Annotated in this window: 23 protein-coding genes and 1 pseudogene; 23 read left to right on the top strand and 1 reads right to left on the bottom strand. The window is 34.1% G+C overall.

Features of this window, described 5'->3' with window-relative positions; translation table 11 throughout:
* Nucleotides 1–212: 212 nt before the first annotated feature.
* The 15 genes from WH390_RS11605 (at nt 213) to WH390_RS11535 (ending at nt 17,607) form a co-directional block, all read left to right on the top strand.
* Nucleotides 213–560 (top strand): TonB-dependent receptor domain-containing protein, encoded by a 348-nt coding sequence (locus WH390_RS11605; protein WP_032116112.1) that lies wholly within the window; start codon nt 213–215, stop codon nt 558–560.
* Nucleotides 561–809: 249 nt separating this feature from the next.
* Nucleotides 810–1,853, top strand: a complete 1,044-nt coding sequence (locus WH390_RS11600; RefSeq protein ID WP_032116113.1) for an iron-siderophore ABC transporter substrate-binding protein — start codon at nt 810–812, stop codon at nt 1,851–1,853.
* A complete protein-coding gene (locus tag WH390_RS11595; protein ID WP_032116114.1) occupies nt 1,840–2,850 on the top strand; it encodes an iron ABC transporter permease in 1,011 nt (336 codons plus the stop codon). Before WH390_RS11600 ends, WH390_RS11595 begins: the two co-directional genes overlap by 14 nt.
* Nucleotides 2,851–2,853: 3 nt before the next feature.
* Nucleotides 2,854–3,900, top strand: a complete 1,047-nt coding sequence (locus tag WH390_RS11590; RefSeq protein ID WP_032116115.1) for an iron chelate uptake ABC transporter family permease subunit — start codon at nt 2,854–2,856, stop codon at nt 3,898–3,900.
* A complete protein-coding gene (locus tag WH390_RS11585; protein WP_032116116.1) occupies nt 3,900–4,715 on the top strand; it encodes an ABC transporter ATP-binding protein in 816 nt (271 codons plus the stop codon). Before WH390_RS11590 ends, WH390_RS11585 begins: the two co-directional genes overlap by 1 nt.
* Nucleotides 4,716–4,926: 211 nt before the next feature.
* Complete coding sequence (locus tag WH390_RS11580; RefSeq protein ID WP_032116117.1) at nt 4,927–6,792, top strand: glycoside hydrolase family 3 protein; 1,866 nt, start codon at nt 4,927–4,929, stop codon at nt 6,790–6,792.
* 872 nt (nt 6,793–7,664) lie between these two features.
* On the top strand, nt 7,665–8,975 hold the full coding sequence (locus WH390_RS11575; protein ID WP_032116118.1) for a nucleotide sugar dehydrogenase: 1,311 nt from the start codon (nt 7,665–7,667) through the stop codon (nt 8,973–8,975).
* A 38-nt stretch (nt 8,976–9,013) separates the two neighbouring features.
* Nucleotides 9,014–9,964, top strand: coding sequence for a Gfo/Idh/MocA family protein (locus WH390_RS11570; protein ID WP_032116119.1), 951 nt, complete (start codon nt 9,014–9,016; stop codon nt 9,962–9,964).
* A gap of 17 nt (nt 9,965–9,981) precedes the next feature.
* Nucleotides 9,982–10,563: an acyltransferase gene (locus WH390_RS11565; RefSeq protein ID WP_032116120.1), complete on the top strand. Its 582-nt coding sequence runs from the start codon at nt 9,982–9,984 to the stop codon at nt 10,561–10,563.
* Nucleotides 10,564–10,598: 35 nt separating this feature from the next.
* Nucleotides 10,599–11,690 (top strand): DegT/DnrJ/EryC1/StrS aminotransferase family protein, encoded by a 1,092-nt coding sequence (locus tag WH390_RS11560; protein WP_032116121.1) that lies wholly within the window; start codon nt 10,599–10,601, stop codon nt 11,688–11,690.
* Nucleotides 11,691–11,701: 11 nt separating this feature from the next.
* Complete coding sequence (locus tag WH390_RS11555) at nt 11,702–12,955, top strand: lipopolysaccharide biosynthesis protein (protein ID WP_148305590.1); 1,254 nt, start codon at nt 11,702–11,704, stop codon at nt 12,953–12,955.
* Between the two features lie 28 nt (nt 12,956–12,983).
* Nucleotides 12,984–14,150, top strand: coding sequence for an ATP-grasp domain-containing protein (locus WH390_RS11550; protein WP_052044934.1), 1,167 nt, complete (start codon nt 12,984–12,986; stop codon nt 14,148–14,150).
* Nucleotides 14,143–14,850 (top strand): PHP domain-containing protein, encoded by a 708-nt coding sequence (locus tag WH390_RS11545; RefSeq protein WP_032116123.1) that lies wholly within the window; start codon nt 14,143–14,145, stop codon nt 14,848–14,850. The genes WH390_RS11550 and WH390_RS11545 overlap by 8 nt, the downstream gene beginning before the upstream one ends.
* Before the next feature lie 62 nt (nt 14,851–14,912).
* Complete coding sequence (locus tag WH390_RS11540) at nt 14,913–16,268, top strand: polysaccharide deacetylase family protein (RefSeq protein ID WP_032116124.1); 1,356 nt, start codon at nt 14,913–14,915, stop codon at nt 16,266–16,268.
* A 58-nt stretch (nt 16,269–16,326) separates the two neighbouring features.
* A complete protein-coding gene (locus WH390_RS11535; RefSeq protein WP_032116125.1) occupies nt 16,327–17,607 on the top strand; it encodes a hypothetical protein in 1,281 nt (426 codons plus the stop codon).
* Nucleotides 17,608–17,796: 189 nt separating this feature from the next.
* On the opposite strand, the pseudogene WH390_RS11530 reads toward WH390_RS11535, so the two are convergent.
* Nucleotides 17,797–18,832: pseudogene (locus WH390_RS11530) on the bottom strand (IS5 family transposase).
* A 106-nt stretch (nt 18,833–18,938) separates the two neighbouring features.
* On the opposite strand from WH390_RS11530, the gene WH390_RS11525 reads away from it, so the two are divergent.
* The 8 genes from WH390_RS11525 (at nt 18,939) to WH390_RS11490 (ending at nt 26,624) form a co-directional block, all read left to right on the top strand.
* Entirely contained in the window at nt 18,939–19,799 is an 861-nt protein-coding gene (locus WH390_RS11525) for an AAC(3) family N-acetyltransferase (protein ID WP_032116126.1), read from the top strand.
* Nucleotides 19,800–19,855: 56 nt separating this feature from the next.
* On the top strand, nt 19,856–21,208 hold the full coding sequence (locus tag WH390_RS11520) for a polysaccharide deacetylase family protein (RefSeq protein ID WP_032116127.1): 1,353 nt from the start codon (nt 19,856–19,858) through the stop codon (nt 21,206–21,208).
* A gap of 148 nt (nt 21,209–21,356) precedes the next feature.
* Nucleotides 21,357–22,478, top strand: a complete 1,122-nt coding sequence (locus WH390_RS11515; protein WP_032116197.1) for a glycosyltransferase family 4 protein — start codon at nt 21,357–21,359, stop codon at nt 22,476–22,478.
* Between the two features lie 14 nt (nt 22,479–22,492).
* Nucleotides 22,493–22,684: a hypothetical protein gene (locus tag WH390_RS11510; protein ID WP_202962595.1), complete on the top strand. Its 192-nt coding sequence runs from the start codon at nt 22,493–22,495 to the stop codon at nt 22,682–22,684.
* Between the two features lie 2 nt (nt 22,685–22,686).
* Nucleotides 22,687–23,142 (top strand): hypothetical protein, encoded by a 456-nt coding sequence (locus WH390_RS11505; protein ID WP_202962596.1) that lies wholly within the window; start codon nt 22,687–22,689, stop codon nt 23,140–23,142.
* Between the two features lie 478 nt (nt 23,143–23,620).
* Nucleotides 23,621–24,859, top strand: coding sequence for a glycosyltransferase family 4 protein (locus WH390_RS11500; RefSeq protein WP_032116128.1), 1,239 nt, complete (start codon nt 23,621–23,623; stop codon nt 24,857–24,859).
* On the top strand, nt 24,852–26,006 hold the full coding sequence (locus WH390_RS11495) for a DegT/DnrJ/EryC1/StrS aminotransferase family protein (protein WP_032116129.1): 1,155 nt from the start codon (nt 24,852–24,854) through the stop codon (nt 26,004–26,006). Before WH390_RS11500 ends, WH390_RS11495 begins: the two co-directional genes overlap by 8 nt.
* Nucleotides 26,007–26,624 (top strand): sugar transferase, encoded by a 618-nt coding sequence (locus tag WH390_RS11490; protein WP_032116130.1) that lies wholly within the window; start codon nt 26,007–26,009, stop codon nt 26,622–26,624.
* Nucleotides 26,625–26,627: the final 3 nt, after the last annotated feature.

The following is a 26,627-nucleotide window of genomic DNA, read 5'->3' as shown; positions in this document are numbered from 1 at the left end:
TAATTACTGAAAAGATAGAATAAACAAGGATCACTCACATATAGTTAATATTGTACGTCAAGTATGCGAGCGGTTTGACATTATTGTTTTTTACTAAGCCATCAATAAATAGCACGGCGTAACAATGCGCTAACTTTAGATTCCAGTCTGACTGTTTCAACCATTAACCAGTCAGTGGGTAAAATTTTGAGCTAGGAATTAAGGGTATTGCGATGGATAATGGTGTCGATTATTCATTAGCACTATTTGAGATCCGGCAGAATAACTTTATCCAATTAGATAACAATGCTCCGCGACGTCCGGATGGCGCTAGGGTTTATTATGCTATTGATGGTATTAAAACCCGAGGTTTTGAAGTTGAAGTCAGCGGTCAGATCACCGATGATTGGAAAATTTATGCCGGTTATACCCAGTTCCGAGGTGTAGATTCAGATGGTAAACGTATCAATAGAGAAACGCCAAATAGATTATTTAAACTGTTTTCAACTTACACTTTGCCAGAAGTGATGAATAACCTAACGATTGGTGGTGGCGTTAACTGGCAAGATCAGACTTGGTAGCTGCTCGATGGGCTGCGTAAGAAACCGGTTAAAGCTGAACAGGCAAGCTTTGCTGTTGTTAACTTGAAGGGGCGTTATCAATTTAACACCAGCGCTTTCGCTAACCGTTAATTTGAATAATCTGTTTGATAAAACTTATTACACGCAATTGGGTGATTATAAATAATATTACTATGGCGCCCCTCGTAATATTGAAGCAACACTCAATTATCAGTTTTAATTAAATAATAGATTTAAAGGTTATTAATAATGGTACTGCTGCGACAACGGTTAATATTTTATAAAATGGGGTTCACAGTACCATTGGTATTAATGATAATTTTATTAACAGCTTGTGATAGACCGCCAGTAGTAAGCAATTTAGCGTCAGAGACTATCGGTTATCCTAAAACTATCATTACCGCACTTGGCAAAGCGGAAATTGACCAATCACCGCGACGGATTGTAGCATTGGGAAACGGTAGTGAGGATATCTTATTAGCCCTTGGGATCGTGCCTATTGCGATTGAGTCACATTATTGGGGTGGCGATAGACAAGGATATTTACCCTGGTTTAAGGAAGAAATTGAACGGCGTGGCGCCAGGTTACCGGTTATCATTGAAATGTATCCAGAATTGGATATAGAAAAAATTATTAAATTAAAACCTGATTTAATTCTGGCAACCCAATCAGGTATCACCCAAGCGGATTTTAATGCGTTATCTTATTTTGCTCCGGTGGTGGCATATCCAGATAAACCCTGGCAGACAACACCGCAACAGCAAATTAAATTAATTGCTAATGCATTAGATAAACAACCGCAGGGAAAAAAATTGAGCGCTGAACTTGATGCGATGTTAGTCGCAGCCGGTCATCGCATCCCTAATATACAAAACTATCAATTTGCTTATATTAAGGCTGGGACGACTGCGAATAGTTTATCCATTTATGTAAAAAATGATCCACGGGTAGATACATTGGTTCATATTGGTTTGTCATTATTGCCATTGGCAAAAACCGTCACGGCTCCTTTTGGTAGTTTTGCTGTCAACATTGGTTTGGAAAATGCTGATTTACTGAATGATGCTGATATTTTGTTGACCTGGTATAACAGCGAAAAAGAGCGACAACAAACCGAATCTCAGCCGCTATTTCAATCGATATGGGCAGTTCGTCAGGGCGTTTATATTCCATTAACGGATCAAGCGCTAGTCATGTCTATGTCGTATGGCTCGCCACTCAGTTTAAGTTGGGGATTACCAAAATTTATGTCATTACTGCAGCAGGAGTTAGCCAAGCATGATAAATCCTAAGCGGCGTATTTCCCGGGTATTGGGATTAATATTAATGTTGCTATTGACCTGCCTTTGTATTCTGGCCAGTTTAAGTTTTGGTTCAAAACCCGTACCGTTATCAGCAGTTTGGCAACATTATTGGTTTAATAGTCAAGTTAATTATTATGATTTAATCATTGAGGCACGAGAGTCCCGTACCTTTATTGGATTAATGGCGGGGGCAGCGTTAGCGTTAGCAGGCGCAGTGACGCAAGGATTGCTGCGTAATCCGCTTGGCGATCCTGGTTTATTAGGCATCAATGCCGGTGCAGCAGCGGCGGTGGTTTTTTGCTCTTTAGTGCCAGTATTAACTAATGTCTCTCATTTTTGGGCAGCTTTTGTTGGCGCTAGTTTATCCACTTTACTGTTTTATTTTATGAGTGGTAGTCGCCTTAATACTAACCCGGTAAGGCTAATTTTAACCGGCGTCGCTATCAATGCTTGTTTATTGGCGGTAGTGCAAGGCATTGTTCTAATCAACCCACAAGCGATGGATAGTTATCGTTTTTGGATCATGGGCGCTTTAAATGCAGTATCGTTAACAGAGGCTGGTTGGTTAATCCCTTATTTATTAGTGGCTATTATCTTAACATTTTCACTGAGTGCAGCATTAAATATTATGGTCTTTGGTGACGGCATTGTGCATTCTCTGGGGGGTAATGTCGCGCGTACCCGTCTATTGTCGCTATTAAGTGTTAGCATGCTGGCGGCTGTTGCAACCGCAATGGCTGGGCCGATTGCTTTTATAGGTTTAGTGGCGCCACATTTAATGCGAGCCTGGATAGGTAGTGATTTTCGTTGGTTATTGCCTTATAGCATGTTAGCCGGCTCATGTTTGTTATTAATATCTGATGTGATAGCACGACTAGTCATTGCGCCAGAAGAAGTAATGGTTGGTACTATTACCGCGGTAGTTGGTGCGCCTTTGCTTTATTGGGTAGCCAAAAAACCAACTGATAGCAGGATGGCAGAATAAAGTATGATGCAGATCGAATTGTCAGCTAATCAAACGGGCACTAAAACATTTGGCATAGGAAATATACGATTTATTGCTCCTTCATGGCAGACGTCCAGTAGAATATTATTCTTATTTCTTTTGTTAGTTTTATTTTTATATCTGATTTTAGCGTTTGGACGGGAAGGGATAGATAACCCTTGGTTAGAGATGAACACCCGCTATCAGCAATTTATTCTATTACAGATCCGTTTACCTAGAGCATTAGTTGCTATCGGTGCGGGTATGACGCTGGCGCTTTCAGGCGCACTTTTTCAGATCACTACGCGTAATGCATTAGGCAGTCCAGATATTATTGGTATTAATGCCGGAGCAGCGGTTGGCATTATGGTGGCGTTACTATTCTGGCCTGGTGTTTTACCTATTCCTGTTGGAGCGTTAATAGGGGCTGTTGTTGCGGTATTATTGGTTTATGTTGCTAATGGCGCCGTAAATGGCGAAATACAGACGGCTAAAATTGTGCTCTCAGGTATTGCTGTAGCTGCTTTATGTATGGCGTTAGTTGATTTTGCTATTTCGAATACGCGTATTGAGCAGGCGCAACAAATTCGGTCACTGTTAAGTGGCAGTTTGGCTAATCGGGGTTGGCAGGATGTTATGCTGATCAGTAGTATGTTGGTTTTTATGCCAATTCTGTTTTGGTTGGGTAAGCAATTGAACTATATCAGTTTAGGTAATGATATCGCTATTACACTTGGTGTTCCTGTTCGGTTGGTGCAAATTATCAGCATATTATTAGCGATTATTTTTGCCACCTTATCAGTATTGGTTGTTGGGCCGGTTGCTTTTGTTGCGCTAGCGGCACCGCAAATTGCCCGGCGACTCATTTTGCATAAAGGTGTAGCACTATTTTGTTCTATGCTAGTTGGCGCTTTATTAATGTTGAGTGCTGATTTTATTACTCTAATATTGCCCACGCCTGGGCGTTTAACGGTAGGTTTAGTCACGGCAGTCATTGGTGGGATTTATTTAATGTACTTATTGTATATGGAATTTAGGAGAATAGGCTAATGGTATCATCTACTCATTCTCCCTTTGTTGCTTCACGGCTGACAGCCCATGATGTCTCTGTTGGATATGGCAAAAAAAGCATTATCAAAGATGTAAATATAGCTATTTATGATAACGAATTTAGTGTCATTATTGGACCTAACGGCTGTGGTAAATCAACCTTATTAAAAACCTTTAGTCGTATTATGCAGCCGCAGTCTGGTGAAATTTGTTTAGATGGTAATGATGTTCTCCATGCTAAACCTAAATGGGTTGCTCGGCAGCTCTCATTATTAGCACAAGGCGCTGTTATCACTGAACCATTGACTATCTACGAACTTGTTTCACGCGGACGTTATCCTTATCAATCTTTTTTATTACAGTGGTCAGCAGAAGATGAACGGGCGGTACATGATGCACTAAAGGCGGTAGATCTTTGGCCTATGGCGCAAAAATTAGTCAGTGAATTATCAGGCGGTCAGCGTCAGCGAGTCTGGTTTGCGATGACACTCGCTCAACAAACGCCCATCATTTTATTAGATGAACCAACAACCTATTTAGATATAGCCCATCAAATTGAAATGCTTGATCTTTGTCAACGTTTGCATCAGCAAGGGAAAACGTTAGTGTTGGTGCTGCATGACATTAACCTGGCTTTACGTTATGCCTCGCGTCTAATTATGATGAAAGAGGGGCAAATCTATGCTGAAGGAAAACCTGAAAAAATTATTACTGAACAGAATATTAAAAATGTATTTGGTTTGCCATGCCGTATTATTTCAGATCCTGAATCGGGTAAACCATTAATTATTCCAAAATATAAAATAAATAAATAATCGACAGAATATTTTTTATATTTTAGGATTGAAAATAAAAAAATCAGAGAATATGGCATGAAAAATAACAAACCTTACTTAGTATTAAAGTGAGGTTTTTTTGTTAAAATATATGTTGCTTAGAGAAGCGTGTTAGCATCAGCATATTTTACCCCAAATATTTAACATTGGGTGACTAACGGTTTATTGGTGGATCAATGTAGGAATAAAAATGAATAAAATGGCTTTATCATTGTGTATGTTAAGTTTTTTTTGTTCTGCGAAAGTGATTACCCATCAACAATTGGCTGATCTATGGCAATCACCAAAGGAAGAAGCTAAACAACTAGTTAGTCACATGAGTTTTGAAGAAAAACTGGGGCAAATGTTAATGTTGGGGTTTCGTCATTGGGGGATTGACGCAAAAAAAAATGCTATGGCGATGACCAAACTCAATCCAGCAATCGCCAATATTATTCACCATTATCATTTAGGTTCGGTGATCTTATTTAGAGATAATTTAATCGATTCGCCACAAACCGTAAACCTGATTAATGCGCTGCAACAGGCTCGCAGCAACTTACCATTATTTATTAGCGTTGACCAGGAAGGTGGCTATGTCACGCGATTACGAGATGGTACTGAGATGCCAGGTAATATGGCATTAGGTGCAACGCGTTCTAAACAGCTGAGTGAATTGGTTGGCATGATCCATGGTTATGAACTTACCCATTTAGGCTTTAATTTTAATTTTGCGCCAGTGGTTGATATCAATAATAACCAAGCTAATCCTATCATTGGTGTACGTTCTTATTCAGACAGGCCACAGCTGGTGGCTGAAATGGCCAACAGTTATATTCAAGGAATTCATCGATATAGTGTTTTAACAGCAATTAAACATTTTCCCGGTCATGGAAACGTGACTGCTGATAGCCATTTATCCTTGCCAACAATTAATATTAATCAGCAACAATGGCGCAAATTTGAGTTACTCCCATTCATGCATACCATGCGAAATGCAGATGCAATCATCACAGCCCATATCGTGATGCCTGCATTAGATAATCATAAACTGACTACCATAGATAATCGACTAACCGGTGTGCCAGCAACGCTTTCTAAGCCAATCTTGACTGGGTTATTACGTAATAACCTTAATTTTCGCGGTTTAGTGATCACCGATGCGATGGATATGGGGGCTATTGCCAATAACTTTGATAGTCGGTGGGCAGTTAAACAGGCAATATTGGCCGGTAATGACATTATTTTAATGCCATTAAAAATTCGCGATATTGAGGATATTACTAAACTAGAACAGCTCTATCACTATCTAAAAACTGAAGCGGAAAACGATGCTGAATTAAAACGTCGGATTGACGAATCAGCTTATCGGGTCGTACTTAGCAAGTTGAAAAATAGAATTTCAGCAGAAGATAAGTCTGCCCAGCAAGCGCAACAAATTGTCGCAGCAAAAATAGATAAAGATATTGAGAATATGGTGGCTGACAATGCGATCACACTAATAAAAAACAGTAACCTACTGCCGTTTCAATTAAAAAATGATAATAAAATTGTTATTTTTTCAGATGAAAAAGCCCGTAATCAATTAATTAAAAAGCATTTACAGATGATAGCGAATGAGTTAAACATTGCTATTACTACCCAAGATGATGTAGTTACAATGATGGCGGATGATAGATCGGAAAATCAATTAACTGCAGAAATTCAACATACAGATCTTATTATTCTAGCCACCTATAATCTAAAAAAAGCGCCCATTAATGCCCAGCGGATACTCAATGTTGCCAATCGTAATGCTATCCCAGTGGTAGTCATATCGACCAGCAATCCTTATGATATTGCTTATTTGCAAGGCGTGAAAGCCAATATTGCCATTTATGGTATTACCGGTTTTGATGCGACTGATAATAATAGAAATAATTTAGAAGCTAACATAGGTAGTGGACTAAGAACCCTATTTCTCACCCCCGATAAGCGCTTAATGAATTCACCGACCGGTAAATTGCCGGTTGATATCAAAACACCCGATTTCGACCGCATCCTCTATCCTTATGGATATGGTTTGGGTTATAAATGAAATTATTAGTTAAGATATTTTATAGAATTGTTTAATATTAAGTCAACTTATTGTTTTTTATATTTTTTATAAAATCTGACTATTATCTCAAAAATAAAAATTTTTTGAGTAAAGTTTATCTGTATAATAGTTAAGTATTTTTTTATTTTTATCAAAATTATATATTTTTTTGTAACAACATTTATCGTACAAATATTGTTGTTTGAATGTAAAAGATTTATAATCCGCGCAAATTTTATCATTCTTAGTTAGTGTAGAGGTAGCTATTAAGCCTGGGGCGGTAGCGTGTCTTTTTTATACCGCTATTAATACTCTATTTTAATAATTACGTTAGTTGTATTTTTTTTGTATGTATAATGTTATTTATTTTAGATGACTTTTCATAAATAATTATTTGTATTATTTATGAAAAGTAAATTTTTTAATAAGTAATTATTTTTATACAGAATCTTAGTAATCTTGAATTATTATTTATTCGATAAGAGTTTGCTGATTATAGTTCAGTTATTGACTATTTTTGAAGTGCCAATAAAAAATGATAAACGACATGAAAGCCAACTATGTTATTCAATAAAAAATACTTAATTACTAATTATGCAAAATAATTTTCTATTGAATGAGTGTAAATGTGTTTGCGATCTTGTGGCTATGGATATTGCAATTTTGCTAATGGGCATATTTATTGATGCTTAGTGATATTCAATTGGAATCATCTGCTGATGTTTAAGCTTATTAGTATGATTAATTACATTGATGTATCGTTGCTAAAAAACATTTATTAAATAACTGTTAAAACTATGAACAAATGTTTGTAGTTTATATATAAATATTATTTAAGATTTTACTTACAAATAAAAGTTTTAGGATTAGACATGTCAACAGTTAGTAATTTAGAAAAAAAAATTGATAATTTATCCGCCATTATTGCCATTGTAGGCCTTGGCTATGTTGGTTTACCTTTAATGCTTAGATACAATGAAATTGGTTATAAAGTAATCGGGTTCGATATTGATAATACTAAAGTAACTCAACTAAATAACGGTGAAAGTTATATCGAACATATTTCTTCAGAAAGAATCCATTCTGCTTTACAACATAACTTTAAAGCTACAACGGATTTTTCTTATATTACTGAATGTGACGTTATTATTCTTTGTGTCCCTACCCCATTAAATAAATATCGAGAACCTGACATTAGCTTTATTGTTAATACAATGGAGAAAATTCAACCTTTCTTACGTAAAGGACAGTTATTATCTTTGGAAAGTACAACTTATCCAGGTACAACTGAAGAAGAATTATTACCAAGAATTGAAGAAAAAGGTTTTAAAGTTGGAAAAGATATATTTCTTGTCTATTCTCCTGAACGTGAAGATCCGGGTAATCCTAATTTTGAAACCAGAACCATCCCTAAAGTAATTGGTGGATGTACTGAAGCATGTCTGAAAATTGGTCAATCAATTTACGGTCAAGCAATAGATAAGGTAGTACCAGTGAGCTCAATGAAAGCTGCTGAGATGACTAAGTTATTGGAAAATATTCATCGTGCCGTTAATATTGGTTTGGTTAATGAAATGAAAATCGTGGCAGATAAAATGGATATTGATATTTTTGAAGTTATCCAAGCCGCAGCAACAAAACCATTTGGATTTACACCCTATTATCCAGGGCCTGGATTAGGTGGACATTGTATTCCTATCGATCCATTCTATTTAACCTGGAAAGCACGAGAATATGGTGTTAATACTCGATTCATAGAATTATCAGGTGAAATTAACCGAGCTATGCCTGAATATGTTTTGAATAAATTGATTGATGGCCTAAATAAACAAGGTAAGGCATTAAAAGATAGTAGAATCTTATTATTAGGTATTGCTTATAAGAAAAATGTTGATGACATGAGAGAGTCCCCAGCAGTGGAATTAATGGAGATTATTCAACAAAAAGGTGCTATCGTTTCTTATAGCGATCCTCATGTACCAAAATTTCCTCATATGCGCGAGCATCATTTCGATTTAACCAGTGAAGACCTTACAGCAGAAAGTATCGATTCATTTGATGCCCTTGTCTTAACAACTGATCATGATAAATTTGACTATCCACTTATTAAAATTCATGCAAAGTTACTCATTGATACTCGTGGGATTTATCGAGAACCCGCAAAAAATATAGTTAAAGCGTAATATCACTATATTAATTTTAAGTTAATGGATTAAATATTATGAAAAAATTTGTTTTAATTGGCGCAGCAGGCTATATCGCGCCTCGTCATATGAAAGCAATTACAGAAACTAATAATGAATTAACTGTTGCTTATGACATCAATGACTCGGTTGGGATTATTGATAGTATATCTCCACAAAGCGAGTTTTTTACTGAATTTGAGCGTTTTTATGATTATGCCCATCGTTTACAGCGTAACTCAGCTACAAAATTAGACTATGTAGCGATATGTTCGCCAAACTATTTACACCTTTCCCATATAACAGCCGGTTTACGTCTTGGTTGTGATGTTGTTTGTGAAAAACCCTTAGTTCCAACACTTGAGCAGTTGGATGAACTGGCTTTAGTTGAAAAAGAGACGGGTAAAAAAGTTTATAATATTCTGCAATTGCGACATCATCAGGCAATTTTAGCACTAAAAGAAAAAGTGGCTCACAATAACAGAGCCGATAAATATGATGTTGTTCTAACTTATATTACTTCCCGCGGCAAATGGTATATGGAAAGTTGGAAAGGTGATCCCCGCAAATCATTTGGGGTTGCAACCAATATTGGAGTACATTTCTTTGATATGCTCCATTTTATATTTGGTAAGTTAGAAAAAAATAAATTGCATTACACCGATGAGCAAAAAGCAGCGGGTTATCTCGAATATGAAAAAGCGCGAGTTCGTTGGTTCTTATCTATAGATGCTAAAGATTTACCTGAAGCAGTTAAAGGCAAACAAACAACTTATCGCTCAATTACGATTGATGATGAGGAAATTGAGTTTTCTAAAGGGTTTACTGATTTGCATACCATTAGTTATCAAGAGATATTAGCAGGACGTGGCTATGGTTTGAATGATGCGCGCCACTGTATTGAAACAGTAAATACGATAAGATCTACATCACCTACTGTGGCTAAAGCGAAAGAGGGTCATCCTTTTCTGCCTATATTAATTAAATAATCATTATGGTAAATATCATGAGCTATTATCAGCATCCCAGCGCTATTATTGACGAAGGAGCGCAAATCGGCAATGGAACTCGAGTATGGCATTTTGTGCATGTCTGTGGTGGCGCGGTTATCGGAGAAAATGTTTCATTAGGGCAAAATGTTTTTGTTGGTAATAGAGTTATCATTGGAGATTATTGTAAAATTCAAAATAATGTATCTGTTTATGATAATGTCATCCTTGAAGAAGGCGTATTTTGTGGGCCTAGCATGGTGTTTACCAATGTTTATAATCCTCGCTCGCTGATTGAGCGTAAAGATCAATATCAGAATACACTCATTAAAAAAGGCGCTACCTTAGGGGCTAATTGCACTATTATTTGTGGGATAACCATTGGAAAATTTGCATTTATTGGTGCAGGAGCAGTAGTGAATAAAGATGTGTCTGACTATGCGTTAATGGTTGGTGTACCAGCTAAGCAGATTGGTTGGATGAGTGAATTTGGCGAGCAATTGGAACTGCCATTGAATGGAGATGCGGAAACAATTTGTCCCCATACTGGCAATAAATATCGCTTAAGAGACAATAAAGTTGAGCGTGTGAAAGCATAAACCAGATAGTAAAAATTAAAAGCGATAATAGAAAAATGATGCAATTTATTGACTTGAACACCCAACAAGCGCGTATTAAAAATAAAATCAATCTGGCTATTCAACGTGTATTATCTCATGGTAAATATATTCTTGGACCAGAAGTTATCGAATTAGAAGAAAAACTTGCAGACTATGTTGGCTCCAAATATTGCATCAGTGTGGCCAATGGTACTGATGCGTTACAGATTGCTCAAATGGCTTTTGGTATTGGCCCTGGTGATGAAGTAATTACTCCAGGATTTACTTATATAGCAACCGCTGAAACAGTGGCACTGTTAGGCGCTAGACCAGTATATGTTGATGTATGTCCTAAAACTTATAATTTAGATCCGCAAAAACTTGAAGCTGCTATCACGGCAAGAACAAAAGCGATTATTCCGGTATCACTTTATGGTCAATGTGCAGATTTTGATGCGATTAACACGATTGCCAGCAAATATAATATTCCTATTATCGAAGATGCCGCACAAAGTTTTGGCGCGACCTATAAAGGCAACTATTCCTGTAATTTAACGACAATTGCTTGTACCAGCTTTTTTCCAAGTAAACCGCTTGGTTGCTATGGTGATGGTGGCGCAATTTTTACTAATGATGAACAATTAGCATTAGTAATAAGACAGATTGCGCGACATGGTCAGGATCGCCGTTATCATCATATCCGGGTTGGTGTTAATAGTCGTTTGGATACTTTGCAAGCGGCGATATTATTAGCAAAGTTAGAAATTTTTGCCGAAGAAATACAACTGCGCCAGCAAGTCGCTAAACGCTATGATTTTATGTTAAATCAAGCAGGAATAACAACAACTCCGTATATTGAAACATATAATACCAGTGCTTATGCACAATATACTATTCAAGTGGAAAACCGCGAGTTAATACAAACTCAATTAAAAACAGCAGGCATACCTACAGCAGTTCATTATCCCATCCCTTTAAATAAACAACCTGCTGTTGCAGATAATTCAGTAGAATTATCTGTTGGTGATGCGATAGCAGAAAAAGTAATCAGCTTACCGATGCATCCATATTTGACAGAAAGTACACAGGATAAAATAATTCAGGTGTTAAAAGGGCTCTTTTTGTGATCAGAAAAATAGTGCCACAAACTGAATTTGCCCGCAATGTAGTAACTTTAATGACAGGTACAACTATTGCACAGGCAATACCAATAGCAATAAGCCCTTTGCTAACAAGAATTTATACCCCAAAAGACTTTGGTGTATTGGCACTTTTTATTTCAATAATAGCTATTTTAGGGAGTATTGCTAATGCCAGATATGAACTGGCAATCATGTTACCTGAAAAAGATGAAGATGCGATAAATATATTTGCCTTAGGTTTTATTATCAACTGTATACTATCGTTATTTTTTATGTTGCTGGCAATTGGGTTCAATGATTATTTCACTGAATTGCTAGATAATGAAGAGATAGGTTTCTGGTTATATTTTGTGCCGTTATCTGTATTTTTCATAGGACTATTTAATTTATTAAATTATTTTAATAATCGAAGAAAAAACTATAAAGACTTAAAAAATGCGGTTATTATCAAATCTATATTCTTAGCTGTAATACAATTGAGTATTGGATTAGTAAAAACAGGCGCTAGTGGATTAATTTCGGGTCAAATAATTTCAAATTTTTTTGCCAATACTAAGTTATTGGTAAATATTTTGAAGGATAAAAAGCTAGTAGCAAAAATATCAAAAAATAAAATGATTTTTTTGGCCAAGCGTTATATAACATTTCCAAAATATTCAGTTTTAGCGATTCTATTTAATAACTTATCTCAGCATTTAATTAGTATTTTAATTTCGTCTTTATTTAATATAATTACTTTAGGTTTTTATTCTCTTGTGCAACGTGTACTTGGAATGCCTTCAACATTAATTGGTAGTTCGATAGGGCAGGTTTTTTTTCAACAAGCGAGTCAAGAAAAACAAGAAACAGGTTTAGCTATAAAATCATTTAATAGTGCAGTTAAGAAATTGCTAATTATAGGAATGCCACTATTTGTTTTTATTTATCTGACAGTAGAGCCATTATTTATTTTTGTATTTGGTGAAGAATGGAGAGTGGCTGGCTATTATGCAAAATTGATTTGTCCTTTATTTTTTATAAGATTTGTTGTATCGACGGTGAGTCCAATTGATACTGTAATGGAAAAACAGAATATATATTTGTTATTTAATATTGTATTGTTAATAACAAGTTTGGCTATTATTTATATTTCCCACAATGAGTTATTTGAAGTATTTTTAGTAAGATATTCTATGATTATAAGTATTATTTACATTTTATATGGTTTTTTACTGAGATATATGGCTAAGGGAAAATTGAAAGTTTTATGAAATATTATTTTAAAATTTGAGTCTACACATGGATAAATATAAAGAATTAAGAATAGCAGTAACTAATTCTCAATATAAACATTCATTGGGTATTATTCGGGCTTTAGGAAAACTTGGTATTCAACCTTATGTTATTAGTGATAAAAAATGGTCATTATGTGGTTTATCTAGATATTGTAGACAGGAAATTATTGTAGATAAAAATTATACCCAGAAAGAAATTATATCGAAACTTAATGAATTTAATATTGAATTACTAATTTTAGTTGGCACAGATTCATTTAAAAAAATAGTACCTTGGAAACGTGAATTAAAAAAAAATAATATTGAAATTGTCACAGTTGATAGTGCAACTTTAAACTTAGCGTTCAGTAAAGTGGCAACTTATGCTTTAGCGAGTCATGTCGGAGTGCCAATTCCTAAAACTGTTTATCCAAAAAATTTTGATCAGTTAGATTCTTTAAAAAAAGAGATTAGTTATCCTTGTGTAATAAAAGGATTATACGAAGTTGGCGGTAATATCGTTGATTATGTATTTAATGAAGAACAATTAAATATAAAGTATAAATATTTATGTAAAAAAAATAATATTTCTGAAGCTGATGGATTGCCGATGCTTCAGGAATATATAGCGGGATCTGGTTGTGCTTTTTTTGCTGTATACAATAGAGGTAAATGTTGTTTGACTTTTCAGCATAAAAGAATTAGAGAATATCCTGTAAGTGGTGGTGCAAGTGTCTGTGCTGAAAGTTACAAAAATGATCTTGTAGAAAAATATGGTAAGTTATTATTAGATACATTAAAATGGCATGGTGTAGCAATGGTAGAGTTTAAACTAAATGCTGCAAATATTCCTATTTTAATGGAAATAAATCCTAAATTTTGGGGATCAACAGATTTATCTCTAGAGGCGAATGTAAATTTTCCTAAAGCCCTCATCGATATTTATTTAGGAAATGAAATAGAATATAGTAATAATTATAAATATCCATTTAGATATCACTGGCCGTTAAATGGTGATTTTTTACATGCCATTGATAATACTAAAGCTATTCCTGCAATATTAAAAGATACATTAAATTTAAAAGTGAGAAGTAATATTTGGTTTACAGATATTCTTCCTTCATTGGATTTAGTTTTTAGTTTTATAAAGCAAGTTATGAAAAAAAAATTAATGAGGAGAAAAAATGTATAGAGGACTAATACACTTTCATTCTTATTATTCATATGACTCTATTTTGTCAATGAAACAAATTATAAATTTTGCTTTAAAAAATGACTTGAATTTTTTAGTATTAACAGATCATGATACAATAAATGGTTCTTTAGAACTTAAAGAGTATGTAAAAAAAAATAAAATAGAATTAGAAATTATTATTGCAGCAGAGTATAAAACAGAATACGGCGATGTTATTGCGCTTGATATTGATTTTGAAATTACAGATATGAATTTTGATAATTTTGTTTCAGAGGTAAAAAAACAGAATGGATTGATACTTTTCCCACACCCTTATGTCGGTCATATAAACATTGACAAAATTGCAAAATATTCTGATTTAATAGAGATTTTTAATTCAAGAATAGATGATATTAAGAATCATAAAGCAGCTGAGCTAGCAAAAAAATATAATAAATTTGTATATTTTGCTTCAGATGCTCATACTGAAATGAGTTTAAAAAATTCTATTATTGAATTTGAAAAATGCGCTAGTTTTAAAGAATCCCTTCTTAAATCAAAAGTTAATCAAATAACTAACTATAAAACTTACAATTTTGAAATAATTTACTCCCAACTTATTAAATCAGTAAAACATAGAAATTTTAGACTTTTTTATAGTGTAATGAAGAGAATTATTAAACAACTTATTACAGTTAGATTATTTAAAGTGATTTGATTATTTTTAATATGAATAATTACATATTATATGGGTAGTTAAATTTTGGAAAATAAAATATTATGATGTGTTTTACTTCAAGAGCACTCGATTGGCTTTGTCTTATTTTACAGGAGCGGTTTGGGCATAAATTTATATTGTCTTATCAAAATAAAGCGTTAAAACTCAGTTTAGCAGGACAAACACAGAATTATATTTTATTCCCGAGATTAATAGCATCTTTCTTTCAATCCCGTTCTGATATTCCTTGTTGTTTATGGGATGCTAAGAGAGAAGGCTGGCATAATGTACTAGGCCTGCCGATTCCCGCACCTGGTGTCAGTGGTTTACAGAATCCATTAATTAGAGATCATTCAGGTAATATTGAAATCTATTATGATATCCTAGGGTTAGTTTACTGGATGCTTAATCGTGTTGAGGAAATTGGTCGAACAGATTTAGATAGTCATGGCCGCTTCCCAGCAATAAACTGTCATGCTTACAAAAATAATTATCTTGAAAGACCTATTATTGATGAATGGCTATATATTTTAAGTCAGGTAATTAAACGAATCTGGCCACAATTAGAACTAAAAAAACAACAATTTAGTATTAAAGTTTCTCATGATGTTGATCGTCCTAGCCGTTATGGTTTTGCTAGTTTAAAAAAACTTCCACGATTGATTGCTGGCGATATGATAAAAAGAAACGATTTTATGAGTATAATAAAATCGCCAATTATTTATTTAAGTGGTAAAAATAAACTCCATCCGATGGATATTTTTAATACTTTTGATTGGATAATGGATGTTTCAGAAAAGCACAATTTAAAAAGTGCTTTCTACTTTATTTGTGGTCATACTGATCCAGTATATGATGCGGACTATAAACCTGAAGACACAGCTATCCGAAAACTTCTACGGCAAATACATGCAAGAGGCCATGAAATTGGATTACATCCTAGTTATAATACATACCTCCAGCCACAACTGATTGCCCAAGAGTTTAATCGACTTAGGAATTTATGTGATGAAGAAGGCATTCAGCAAGCAGAATGGGGTGGGCGAATGCATTATTTGCGTTGGCAGCAGCCTATAACCTTACAAGCCTGGAATGATGCCAAATTAAGCTATGATTCAACTTTAGGTTATGCTGATAGGGCAGGTTTCCGTTGTGGTACATGTTATGAATATCCGGCATTTAATCCAATAACAAAACGTATTTTAGATATTCGAATAAGACCGTTGATAGTTATGGAATGCAGTGTTATTTCGATAGCAAATATGGGATTGAAAATTGGCACGGAGTCAACCGATAAGATATTACAGCTCAAGGAAAATTGTAGATCCGTAGGGGGTTGCTTCACTTTACTTTGGCATAATTCAGAGTTTGAATCTGTGTCTAAAAAAGCCATGTATCAAACAATCCTAAAAGATTAATTGGAATAGTGTTAATTTTATTTAAAAAGACATTCAAATTTCCTCGGTATTAAATAATATGCATTTAAAAATTAGTAAAAAAAGTATACCATTAATTTTTGGTTTATTTATCTTTAAAATTAGCTTAGATATAAGTTATATTTTATTTGTTAGTCGTTATTTTGAATATCGTGGTTTTGATTTAAATATATCAATCTTAAAATATTTACTGTCATGGATGTTATTACTAATAGTATTACCTTTTACTCCTTATTATTCAAATAAATCGAGTAATTATTTTCTTATAACAATTGTTTTATCATTGATAATACCTCTAACAAGTATCTATGGTTTATCAAGTAGAAATATTGAACCTTTACTAATAACAATTTTTTGCTTTTTTATTATATATTTTATTTTGAAAATTAAATTAGTGAATAGAATAAAAGCCTATTATATTAAGAATGGTAATAAAATTGCTGTCATAATTTCATTGTTTTTTATTCTATTAGTCACTTGGTGGTATTTTTTTTCTGGTGCTTATAAATATTTTAACTTGGACTTTACTAAAGTTTACCAATTTCGAGAATTAAGTAATAAATTAGCAAGCGTTGGTATTATGGCCTATATAAATGGCTGGGTTTATAAAGTATTTATTGTATATTTAATGGCTTATGCATTGCTAAAAAAGAATTTTGCTTTTTTTATAATTTTGTTTTTTATAGAAATTTTTTTCTATAGTATATCTGGACAAAAAAGTGTTTTTTTTACACCAATATTAATTTTTTCAATATGGTTTTATTTTAAGAATTTTAAAACATTATTAATTTTACCTATTGGATTTACTATAGTTGTTATTATATCTTATTTTTCTTTTCTTCTTTTTGATGACATGTTAACGCCCTCTATGTTTATCAGAAGGATATTTTTTGTTCCTGCGAAACTTAGCTATGATTATTTTGATTTTTTTGCAGAGAATCATTTTATATATTGGAGCAACTCTTTTTTATCACATTTTATCGAATATCCATATAGCCTGCCACTAGCAGAGCTTATAGGGAATTATGAAGGAACTGGTTCTCATGCAAATAATGGGTTTATTGCTAGTGGATATGCGCATTTGGGATTAATTGGTGTTATGATTTATGCTGTTATTTTAGGATTTATTTTAAAAATATTAGATTATATTGCTACCAGAGGGGTTCCAGTTTGGTTTGTACTATGTGTTGTCGTTGTTCCGCTTAGAGATGCTTTAATTTCATCCGATTTGTTGACAACATTACTAACTCATGGATTAATTATTGCGTTAATCCTACTTTTTCTATCAATTGATAATAATAAAATTTATTATAAAAAATAACGTTAGTCGCATACTTCTATATAATTACATGAATACATTTAGTTATATTAAAATAAGGGCACCTCGAAAAACTCGAAATCTTCAATGGCTCTCCGGCTTGTCTCTAAATAATTAGATGTTTTTTGATCCCCCCGCTACTAATCCTACCGTCCATTGCCATGGACAGTGTCATTTTGTCCATTCTGGGCGTTAAAAAGCTAAGATGCCGGTACGCTGGAAGTACGCCAACCGCTTTAGGTTGTAACATGCTGCCATCATCGTCATGGCAAAATTAGCGCGCACTTGCCCAATGGTACGGATCAGTTTTCTACCCATTTGTTCCATCGCCGCGAATGCATGTTCAACCCGTGCCCTAATCTTTGCAATCCGGTGGTTGCGCCCTTGCTGAGTCTTGGACAACGGTTTATTTCGATGGCCTTTACGCTGAATCTGGCTCCTATAGCCGTTTGCCTTGAGCCAAGCTTCCCGTTCCGCAGAGGGATAGCCTCGGTCGGCGTAGATATTACGGTTGGTGTTGGCCTTGTCGATGACCCTCTCGAAATGCTGACTGTCGTGAGTGCTGGCCGTATCGGTGACGATTTTTCTGATGAACTTGTACTTCTTGTCCATGTTCACAGAAAGCTTATAGCCATAATGGCTCTTACCGTGTTTTTAGTCCACGTGGCGTCTAAATCTTTTGCCGCCGCTTGGTTGGTTTCCAATGAGCAGGTATCGCTTCCTGCTTGAGTTGCTCCTTTTCGTCCTTCGTGAACGACTGCTTCGGAGCAGGTACCAAGGTGGCATCGATGATTTGGCCTCCCCGAGCTATAAAGCCTTTCTTCAAAAGCTGTGAGGTTACACCATCGAAAATGGCTTTAGCACCAGCTTCACCGATCCTGTTCTCGAACGTCCACACAGTGGTACGGTCAGGTATATTGATGGCATGGAGCAACCCACAGAAACGCTTGAAGCTCATTCTGTCCAAAAGCTGGTACTCCATCTGCTCGTCAGACAGGTTGTAGATACGCTTTAGAACTAAAATGCGAACCATGGTCTCGGTTGGAAATGGTGGACGTCCTCCTTTTTTGCTGACAGGGCGTGGTACCACATGGTCGATTTCCGCTGCCAGATGCGCAAAGTCTATACAGGTTTCGATCTTGACCAGAGGGTCGACCAACTGGTCAATCGTCTGTAGGTGATACTGGTCTGCAAGGAGGTCATACTTAATGGCGTTTCTTTTCTGCATGGTGGTCAGGGCAATAGGTCAGTTTTCGATAATTTTATCTGCGAAATCAAACTCTGGTTAGGTTTTTCGAGGTGCCCATAAATAAATTTTTTTATTTGAGGCCTTAATGTTAACAAAAAACGTTATTATTCGACAATTATATAGTTTAGGGATTGGTAAAAATGATGTTGTACTCATCAGAGCAGATTTAGGCAAAGTTGGTCGTATTGAGGGAGGAGCTTTTGGTTTTGTTGATGCACTATTAGATGTGGTTGGTGAAGGTGGAACTATCATTTCGTTGGCCTTCACTAGCTGGGGTTCATTTATAAAAAAACCGAAAATTGAAGATGCATTTGATATATCAAAAAAAAGCTATGCCGGAGCTTTACCGAATGCAATGTTAAGACACCCAAATGCATTAAGAAGTAAGCATCCAATGTGTTCCTATGTCGCTATAGGTAAATATGCAAGTTATTTTACTGCAGATCATAATGAGAATTCTCCTGCATATGAACCCATTAGAAAATTAATCGATTTAGATGGGAAATGCGTACTCATAGGCTGTGTGAAAAATAGTCCTGGGTTTACTACAGCTCACCTAGCAGAAGCAGATTTGGGTTTACTCAAACTAAATATTTTCCCTAGCTTAAACAGGGTTTATTATAAGTCTACTGATGGACAGTATAAAATTTTTAAGAGAAAAGATTTTGGGCTCTGTTCCGATTCTTACTATAAGTTTTATTCTCACTATGTTAAAGAAGGAATTCTTCATGCAGGTAGAATTGGGAAAGCTTATTCAATAATAGTACCGGCGAAGGAGTCTTATAGGATTGAAAAGAAAATATTAGAATTGAATAGTAAATTTAGTATTTGTGATTCCAGAGATTGTATTAATTGTAATATTAGGCGATGGGATCAGTTACATAAAATCCCTCTTTTTATAATAAGAAAAATTATCAAAAAATTATTTATTAAATTTAATTTCTAATAAAATAATATTTATAACATACTATTATTCCTAATAGTATTAGGAAAGTTAGATATATGTATAAGTTAACTACAAATACACTTATTTGGTTACAAACCCTATTAAATGAACGGTATGGTCATTTATTTCATCTTTATTACCTTAATTCTTCAACATTAGTGTTATGTTTACCCAATTCAGAACAATCAATAATCTTTGATAACTTGCAAAGTATTTTCTATTGTTCACAATCTGACTTTGCATGCCAGCAATGGCGGCCTTCAGCGGAAAATTTTACCGCGCCAATTGATGATCTTATTTCTGCTCCATCCGCTACTAAGTTAATGAATCCGCTAATTGAATTTAACAAAAAAGGGGCGACTATACATTATGATATTCTCGGTCTGACCTATTGGATGTTAAATAGACTCGAAGAAATAGAAAGTCATGATTTAGATAATCATCAGCGCTTTCCTGCTACCACATCACATGCATTTCGTCATGGTTACCTTGAACGGCCAGTTATAGACGAATGGTTGATCATTCTTGCTCAGGTGATTCAGCGGGTGTGGCCACAGTTAGTATTAAAGCAACATACATTTAGTATCAAGGTTTCCCATGATGTGGATAGGCCTAGTTATGCTTTTACGCCATGGTTATCAATTGGACGTATAATGGTGAATGAGCTAATTAAAGACTACAAAATTAGAACATTGGTCACTACCCCTTATTTAAAGTTAACTACTCGTAAGCAATTACATTCTACTGATCCTTATAATACATTTGATTGGCTTATGGATGTGTCAGAAGCAAATAATTTACAAAGTGCTTTTTATTTTATTTGTGGCCGTACTGATGCAAGGAGAGATGCTAATTATGAGCCAGAATACACAGTTATTCGTCAATTGATGCGTCGTATCCATAACCGCGGTCATGAAATAGGCTTACATCCTAGTTATGGTACCTATCAGCATCCAGTTTTGATCAAATCTGAGGCGGAGCGACTGAAAAAAATTTGCACAGAAGAAAACATAGCACAGCCCTTCTGGGGAGGGCGGATGCACTATTTACGCTGGGGGCATCCAACAACGCTTCAGGCATGGAATGATGCGGGTATGGATTATGATTCTACGCTTGGTTATGCTGATAGCCCTGGTTTTCGCTGTGGTACATGTTTTGAATATCCAGCATTTAACCCGATAACCCAACAGCAATTAGCTGTTCGTATTCGCCCATTAATCGTGATGGAGGGTACTATTATTGAATCAGCTTATTTAGGATTGGGTGTGGGAGACAAAGCATTAAATCGAATTTTGAAATTAAAGGACATTTGTTATAGAGTTCATGGCTGTTTTTCGCTGCTATGGCATAATTCTTCACTTGTTTCTAATGAATTAAAAGAGATGTATCAATGCTGTTTGAAGAATTGATTTCAATAAAGATAATTTTATTAAATTTACGCTTTTATTTATAACTACAACTTATATTATTATGTCATTATTTATTTAAAATAATATAGAAGTTAACTTAGATGTTTAATCGTTCAAATTTAAGAAAAAGCGCCAAATGAAATCTACCATGATTTATAAATATAAAATCGTCCATATTACATCTGCACATTCTCGTTATGACCAGCGTATCTTTTTAAAAGAATGTGTTTCATTAGTTAAATATGGCTATCAAATTGCTCAAATTGTTGCAGATGGCAAAAAAGATGAAATTAAAGATCAAGTAAGTATTTATGACGTTGGTGCTTCCAAAGGACGTTTAGATCGTATTTGTAATGTGCCAATGCGTATATTTAAGAAAGCAATTGAGGTAAATGCTGATATTTATCATCTGCATGATCCAGAGCTGATTCCTATTGGCTTAAAATTAAGAAAATTGGGTAAAAAAGTTATTTTTGACTCCCATGAAGATGTCCCAAAGCAATTATTAGCAAAGCCCTATCTTAATAAATTCGCCAGGCAATTATTGGCTAAAATTTTTGCTGTTTATGAACGCTGGGCTTGTCGTAAATTTGATGGCGTCATCGCTGCTACTCCCTATATTCGGAATAAGTTTATCAATATGGGCGTTAATTCAATAGATATTAACAATTATCCCATCATTGATGAATTTTCCAAAAATGATACTAATTGGGCGAATAAAAAAAATCAGGTGTGTTATATAGGCGGTTTGACTAAAATCAGAGGTATTAATGAAATTGTTGAAGCCATGGAATATGTTAAACAACCAACACAATTGGTATTAGCGGGTGAATTCTCCGAGCAGATTTTCAAAAAAACAACAACAGAAAAGCCAGTATGGGATCGCGTTATTGAAAAAGGCTGGTTAGATAGAAAAGGTGTTTCTTCTGTACTTAGTGACTCAGTCGCTGGTTTAGTTACCCTACATCCGATAATTAATTATCTTGATGCTTTACCAATTAAAATGTTTGAATATATGGGGGCAGGGATCCCGGTTATTGCATCAAATTTTCCTTTATGGAAAACTATTATAGAAAATAATAGCTGTGGAATTTGCGTTGATCCATTAGATCCTAAAGAAATTGCTGAAAGTATTAATTTTATCATTTCGAACCCTGAAAAAGCGGAGTTGATGGGTAGGCATGGTCAACAGGCAGTTAAAGAAAAATATAATTGGGATATTGAAGAAAAGAAATTATTCAATTTTTATCTTTCAGTAATTAACAGATAAAATAATTTAGTAGGATGTGTGCAAAGCTAGGTGTTGAAAATATTATTATTGCGGCCAATATTGCTAAAAAACGTCATAACATCGTAATGAATCTTAAAGCTTGGTTAAAATTTCCTCACTTAGGAATGATAAGTATTTTAACCGCAGGAGATAAGCATTTTTTAGGTATGGGGAAACTGCCAAAAAACAGACTGGTATTAATTTAAATTTGTGGGGAGTTAATCCGTTTGAAGTTACCCATTTTAAAGCCGGTTTTTTAGGTATTCCGCCTGATTTTGAAGAAAAGCGAGTATACACGCATGGTTGGCAAAAGCAATTAGCATATCAAAAACTAAGATTCAAAGCCATGCTTGATAGCCCAGGGTATTTTAATCATTCGCTTTGGGATACGCTTAGCGGTGAATACTATCGCAGTTTTATTGAAAAGAGAGATTATTTTCATATTTTTGATTATTGGCGTTGGGATGAACAAATTTTTGATAACACATTAATCAATGATTATGACTGGAAAACAGCGATTGATACTAATACAACCTGGCGTATCGGAGTTGGAACAGCTGCTTTCTATAATTATATATACTATTTAGTCACCGGTTTTATCGAACATGATACCTTTAAAAGTAATCAAATCAGAGAAGGGCAAATGACAGGTGAAAAAGCGTGAACATTGCTAGCAGATGAAAATCAACCAAGATATGAAAATATTCGTTGGTATCTTGATGTCTTAGGTATGGATTTTACTGATGTTGTAAAAATAATAAATGCGATCCCCAAAAAGTATAATTTTTAAATAGAATATTATTATGGGCTACATCATGTACAAATATAAAATTGTTTATATAATATCTGAATATTTATTTTATAAATGACAAAATTTATTATTTAAAAAAGTCAGAGTTTATTTCTATTTTTTGATATTAAGAAATTTAGTAAAAATGATATCATTTATGTTTTAGGAAAAACCTAGAAAAAATTAGAATAACAATTACCTCTTAAAGTTTTATTATGTTAATTTAAAAATAAATACATTACATCAAATATTGCGATTAAATGGTTATGTAAAGATTATTTAATTGCAATTATAGTGAAATTTATAAATTAATAATGATAAATAAGAAATTATTATTATCAGGATGTTTATAGTGAATATACTATATATCAATCATTATGCTGGCAGTCCAAAGTATGGTATGGAATATCGACCTTATTATCTATCAAGTGAATGGATAAAATTGGGTCACAATGTTAAGATTATTGCTAGTTCTTTTTCTCATCTAAGAAAGATTCAACCTGAAAGTAAATATTTACAACCTTTTCTAGAAAAAATTGATGATATTCCATATTTATGGATAAAAGGTATAAAATATAAAACAAATGGTTTGGGCAGACTTTTTAATATTTTGTCTTTTTTATCCGGTGTATTTTTTAGAGCAAAAAAAATAAGTCATGAATTTAAACCTAATGTTGTAATTGCATCTAGTACCTATCCATTAGATATTTATGTCGCTTACTATTTGGCAAAATGTAATAATGCAAAATTAGTTTTTGAAGTACACGATTTATGGCCACTTTCTCCAATAGAACTGAGTAATATATCTCCTAATAATCCTTTTATGAGATGGTGTCAAGCGGCTGAAGATTTTGCTTATAAAAATTCAGATATTGTGGTTTCAATACTGCCAAATGTACACGATCATATGCAAACACATGGTCTAGATCTAAATAAACTTCATATCGTGTCCAATGGTGTTGTTGCCGATGATTGGAAAACAGATAATATTTTACCTATACCTGATAGCTTACAAAATATTATTGATTCTTTAAAAAAAGAAAATAAATGCATCATAGGTTATGCAGGTTCTCTCGGTATACCTAATGCGATGGAATATTTACTTCAAGCTGCGAGCTTAATTAAAAATTCCAACTTTCATTTTTTAATTGTTGGAGATGGACTTGAAAAAAATAATCTTATCAAGCTTTCAAAAAAATTAAATCTAGATAACGTGACGTTTCACAATCAAATCGCAAAGAAAGCGATTCCTGCATTATTATCATATTTTGATATTGCTTATATAGGTTGGCGTAAAAAATCTATCTACCGTTTTGGTATTGCGCCAAATAAGTTGTTTGATTACATGATGGCCGAATGTCTGATATTACATTCGGTTTCTGCTGGTAATGATCTTGTTCAGGATGCATTCTGTGGTGTCTCAGTGGAGCCAGAAAATCCAGCAGCAATTGTTCAAGGTATACTTAAATTAAGTCATTTAGATAAAAGCATTGTAGTAAAAATGAAAACATCTGGGCGTGATTTTGTTATTAAAAATCACACATATACTGTTTTAGCCAATAAATTTTTAAAGGTTATTTCTAATGAATAATGGATTTTTACCCTTCTCTTTTCCTGAAATTGGGCAAGAGGAAATTGATGAAGTTGTAGATTCGTTAAAAAGAGGTTGGATCACCACAGGGCCAAAAGCGAAACAATTTGAACAAGATTTTGCTAGTTATCTAGGAAATAAAGTTCAGGCTATTACAGTGAATTCTGCAACTGCAGGATTACATTTAGCACTTGAAGCGGTAGGTATTGGTCCTGGTGATGAAGTTATTGTGCCAACTTATACTTTCACATCAACAGCAGAAGTGGTTCGTTATTTAGGCGCGGATCCAGTTTTTGTGGACTGTTGTAAAAATTCGTTAAATATGGATCCAGTTGCGCTTGAAGCAGCTATTACCAATAAAACCAAAGCCGTTATTCCGGTTCATTTTGCTGGTTTAGCCTGTGATATGGATAAAATTATAGCTATTGCAAGAGAAAATAATTTAAAAATAATCGAGGATGCAGCCCATGCATTGCCTACTATTTATAATGGAAAATTGATTGGAACATTAGATACGGATGTCACTGTATTTAGCTTCTATGCAAATAAAACAATGACAACAGCAGAAGGTGGAATGTTAGTATCTAAAGATCCGAATATAATCGCTAGAGCTAAGATAATGCGTTTACATGGTATTAGCCGTGATGCATTTGATCGCTATCAATCTCAAACGCCAGCATGGTTTTATGAGGTTGTTGAACCTGGTTTTAAGTATAATATGCCCGATATCGCTGCTGCAATTGGTATTCATCAACTGAAACGTTTAGATTCTTTCCAGAGAACCAGAGAAAAAATGGCAAATATCTATAATGATGTTTTTAAAAAATTACCACTTATTTTGCCGGAAAAAGCCGCTGAAAATAGTCAACATGCATGGCATTTGTACCCTATTAGGCTTGATGATTCCGTCAGTATTAGTAGAGATGATTTTATAATTGAAATGTCTAAGAAGAATATTGGTTGCTCGGTACACTTTATTCCGTTACATAAACATCCTGTCTGGCGCGATAGATATAACTTAAAACCCAGTAGTTTTCCTGTAGCAGAACAAGCTTATCAAAATATAATATCAATTCCTCTATATACCGCAATGACACATAATGATCAATTAAGGGTGATCGATGCAATAAAAGAGATTTTACTCTAGATGAAAGCTCATTACTTTTTTATTAAGAGATTATTGGATGTTTTGGTATCATTATTAGGATTAGTTATTTTATCGCCTTTACTTATTGGTATAGCTATCTGGATAAAAATTGATTCTTCAGGTCCAATTTTTTTCCGGCAACTACGGGTAGGTTTGCATGGTAAGACTTTTTATATACACAAATTCAGAAGTATGGCAATAAATTCTGAACAGCAAAGCCAACTTACGATTGGAAGTGATAGTAGAATTACTCGTTCAGGAAAATTTATTCGTAAGTATAAAATTGATGAACTTGCTCAGCTTATTGATGTATTGCAGGGAACTATGAGTTTAGTTGGCCCAAGACCAGAGGTTCCAAAGTTCATGAATATATATCCACAAAAAATTAGAAAACAAATATTGTCAGTCAAACCAGGTATTACTGATCTTGCCTCTATTGAAATGATCGATGAGAGCTGTATTTTGGCAAAATATTCAGATCCGCAACAAGCATATATTGATGTTATTATGCCAATAAAGTCAGAGTATTATATTAAATATATACAAAAAAGATCTATCCTATTTGATATAAAGGTCATTTTTATGACGATTTTTAAAATACTCAAAAAGATAAAGTAATAA

It is taken from the genome of Candidatus Arsenophonus nilaparvatae, assembly GCF_045346035.1.
In the GTDB taxonomy this organism is placed as follows: domain Bacteria; phylum Pseudomonadota; class Gammaproteobacteria; order Enterobacterales; family Enterobacteriaceae; genus Arsenophonus; species Arsenophonus nilaparvatae.
This window is presented reverse-complemented; position numbering and strand designations above follow the sequence as displayed.

Coding starts and splice junctions, on each gene's coding strand:
- WH390_RS11550 (WP_052044934.1), top strand. CDS start 12,984: ATGGATAAATATAAAGAATTAAGAATAGCAGTAACTAATTCTCAATAT.
- WH390_RS11520 (WP_032116127.1), top strand. CDS start 19,856: ATGTATAAGTTAACTACAAATACACTTATTTGGTTACAAACCCTATTA.
- WH390_RS11590 (WP_032116115.1), top strand. CDS start 2,854: ATGATGCAGATCGAATTGTCAGCTAATCAAACGGGCACTAAAACATTT.
- WH390_RS11525 (WP_032116126.1), top strand. CDS start 18,939: ATGTTAACAAAAAACGTTATTATTCGACAATTATATAGTTTAGGGATT.
- WH390_RS11605 (WP_032116112.1), top strand. CDS start 213: ATGGATAATGGTGTCGATTATTCATTAGCACTATTTGAGATCCGGCAG.
- WH390_RS11545 (WP_032116123.1), top strand. CDS start 14,143: ATGTATAGAGGACTAATACACTTTCATTCTTATTATTCATATGACTCT.
- WH390_RS11565 (WP_032116120.1), top strand. CDS start 9,982: ATGAGCTATTATCAGCATCCCAGCGCTATTATTGACGAAGGAGCGCAA.
- WH390_RS11560 (WP_032116121.1), top strand. CDS start 10,599: ATGATGCAATTTATTGACTTGAACACCCAACAAGCGCGTATTAAAAAT.
- WH390_RS11535 (WP_032116125.1), top strand. CDS start 16,327: ATGCATTTAAAAATTAGTAAAAAAAGTATACCATTAATTTTTGGTTTA.
- WH390_RS11600 (WP_032116113.1), top strand. CDS start 810: ATGGTACTGCTGCGACAACGGTTAATATTTTATAAAATGGGGTTCACA.
- WH390_RS11580 (WP_032116117.1), top strand. CDS start 4,927: ATGAATAAAATGGCTTTATCATTGTGTATGTTAAGTTTTTTTTGTTCT.
- WH390_RS11495 (WP_032116129.1), top strand. CDS start 24,852: ATGAATAATGGATTTTTACCCTTCTCTTTTCCTGAAATTGGGCAAGAG.
- WH390_RS11540 (WP_032116124.1), top strand. CDS start 14,913: ATGATGTGTTTTACTTCAAGAGCACTCGATTGGCTTTGTCTTATTTTA.
- WH390_RS11510 (WP_202962595.1), top strand. CDS start 22,493: ATGTGTGCAAAGCTAGGTGTTGAAAATATTATTATTGCGGCCAATATT.
- WH390_RS11575 (WP_032116118.1), top strand. CDS start 7,665: ATGTCAACAGTTAGTAATTTAGAAAAAAAAATTGATAATTTATCCGCC.
- WH390_RS11570 (WP_032116119.1), top strand. CDS start 9,014: ATGAAAAAATTTGTTTTAATTGGCGCAGCAGGCTATATCGCGCCTCGT.
- WH390_RS11490 (WP_032116130.1), top strand. CDS start 26,007: ATGAAAGCTCATTACTTTTTTATTAAGAGATTATTGGATGTTTTGGTA.
- WH390_RS11515 (WP_032116197.1), top strand. CDS start 21,357: ATGATTTATAAATATAAAATCGTCCATATTACATCTGCACATTCTCGT.
- WH390_RS11585 (WP_032116116.1), top strand. CDS start 3,900: ATGGTATCATCTACTCATTCTCCCTTTGTTGCTTCACGGCTGACAGCC.
- WH390_RS11595 (WP_032116114.1), top strand. CDS start 1,840: ATGATAAATCCTAAGCGGCGTATTTCCCGGGTATTGGGATTAATATTA.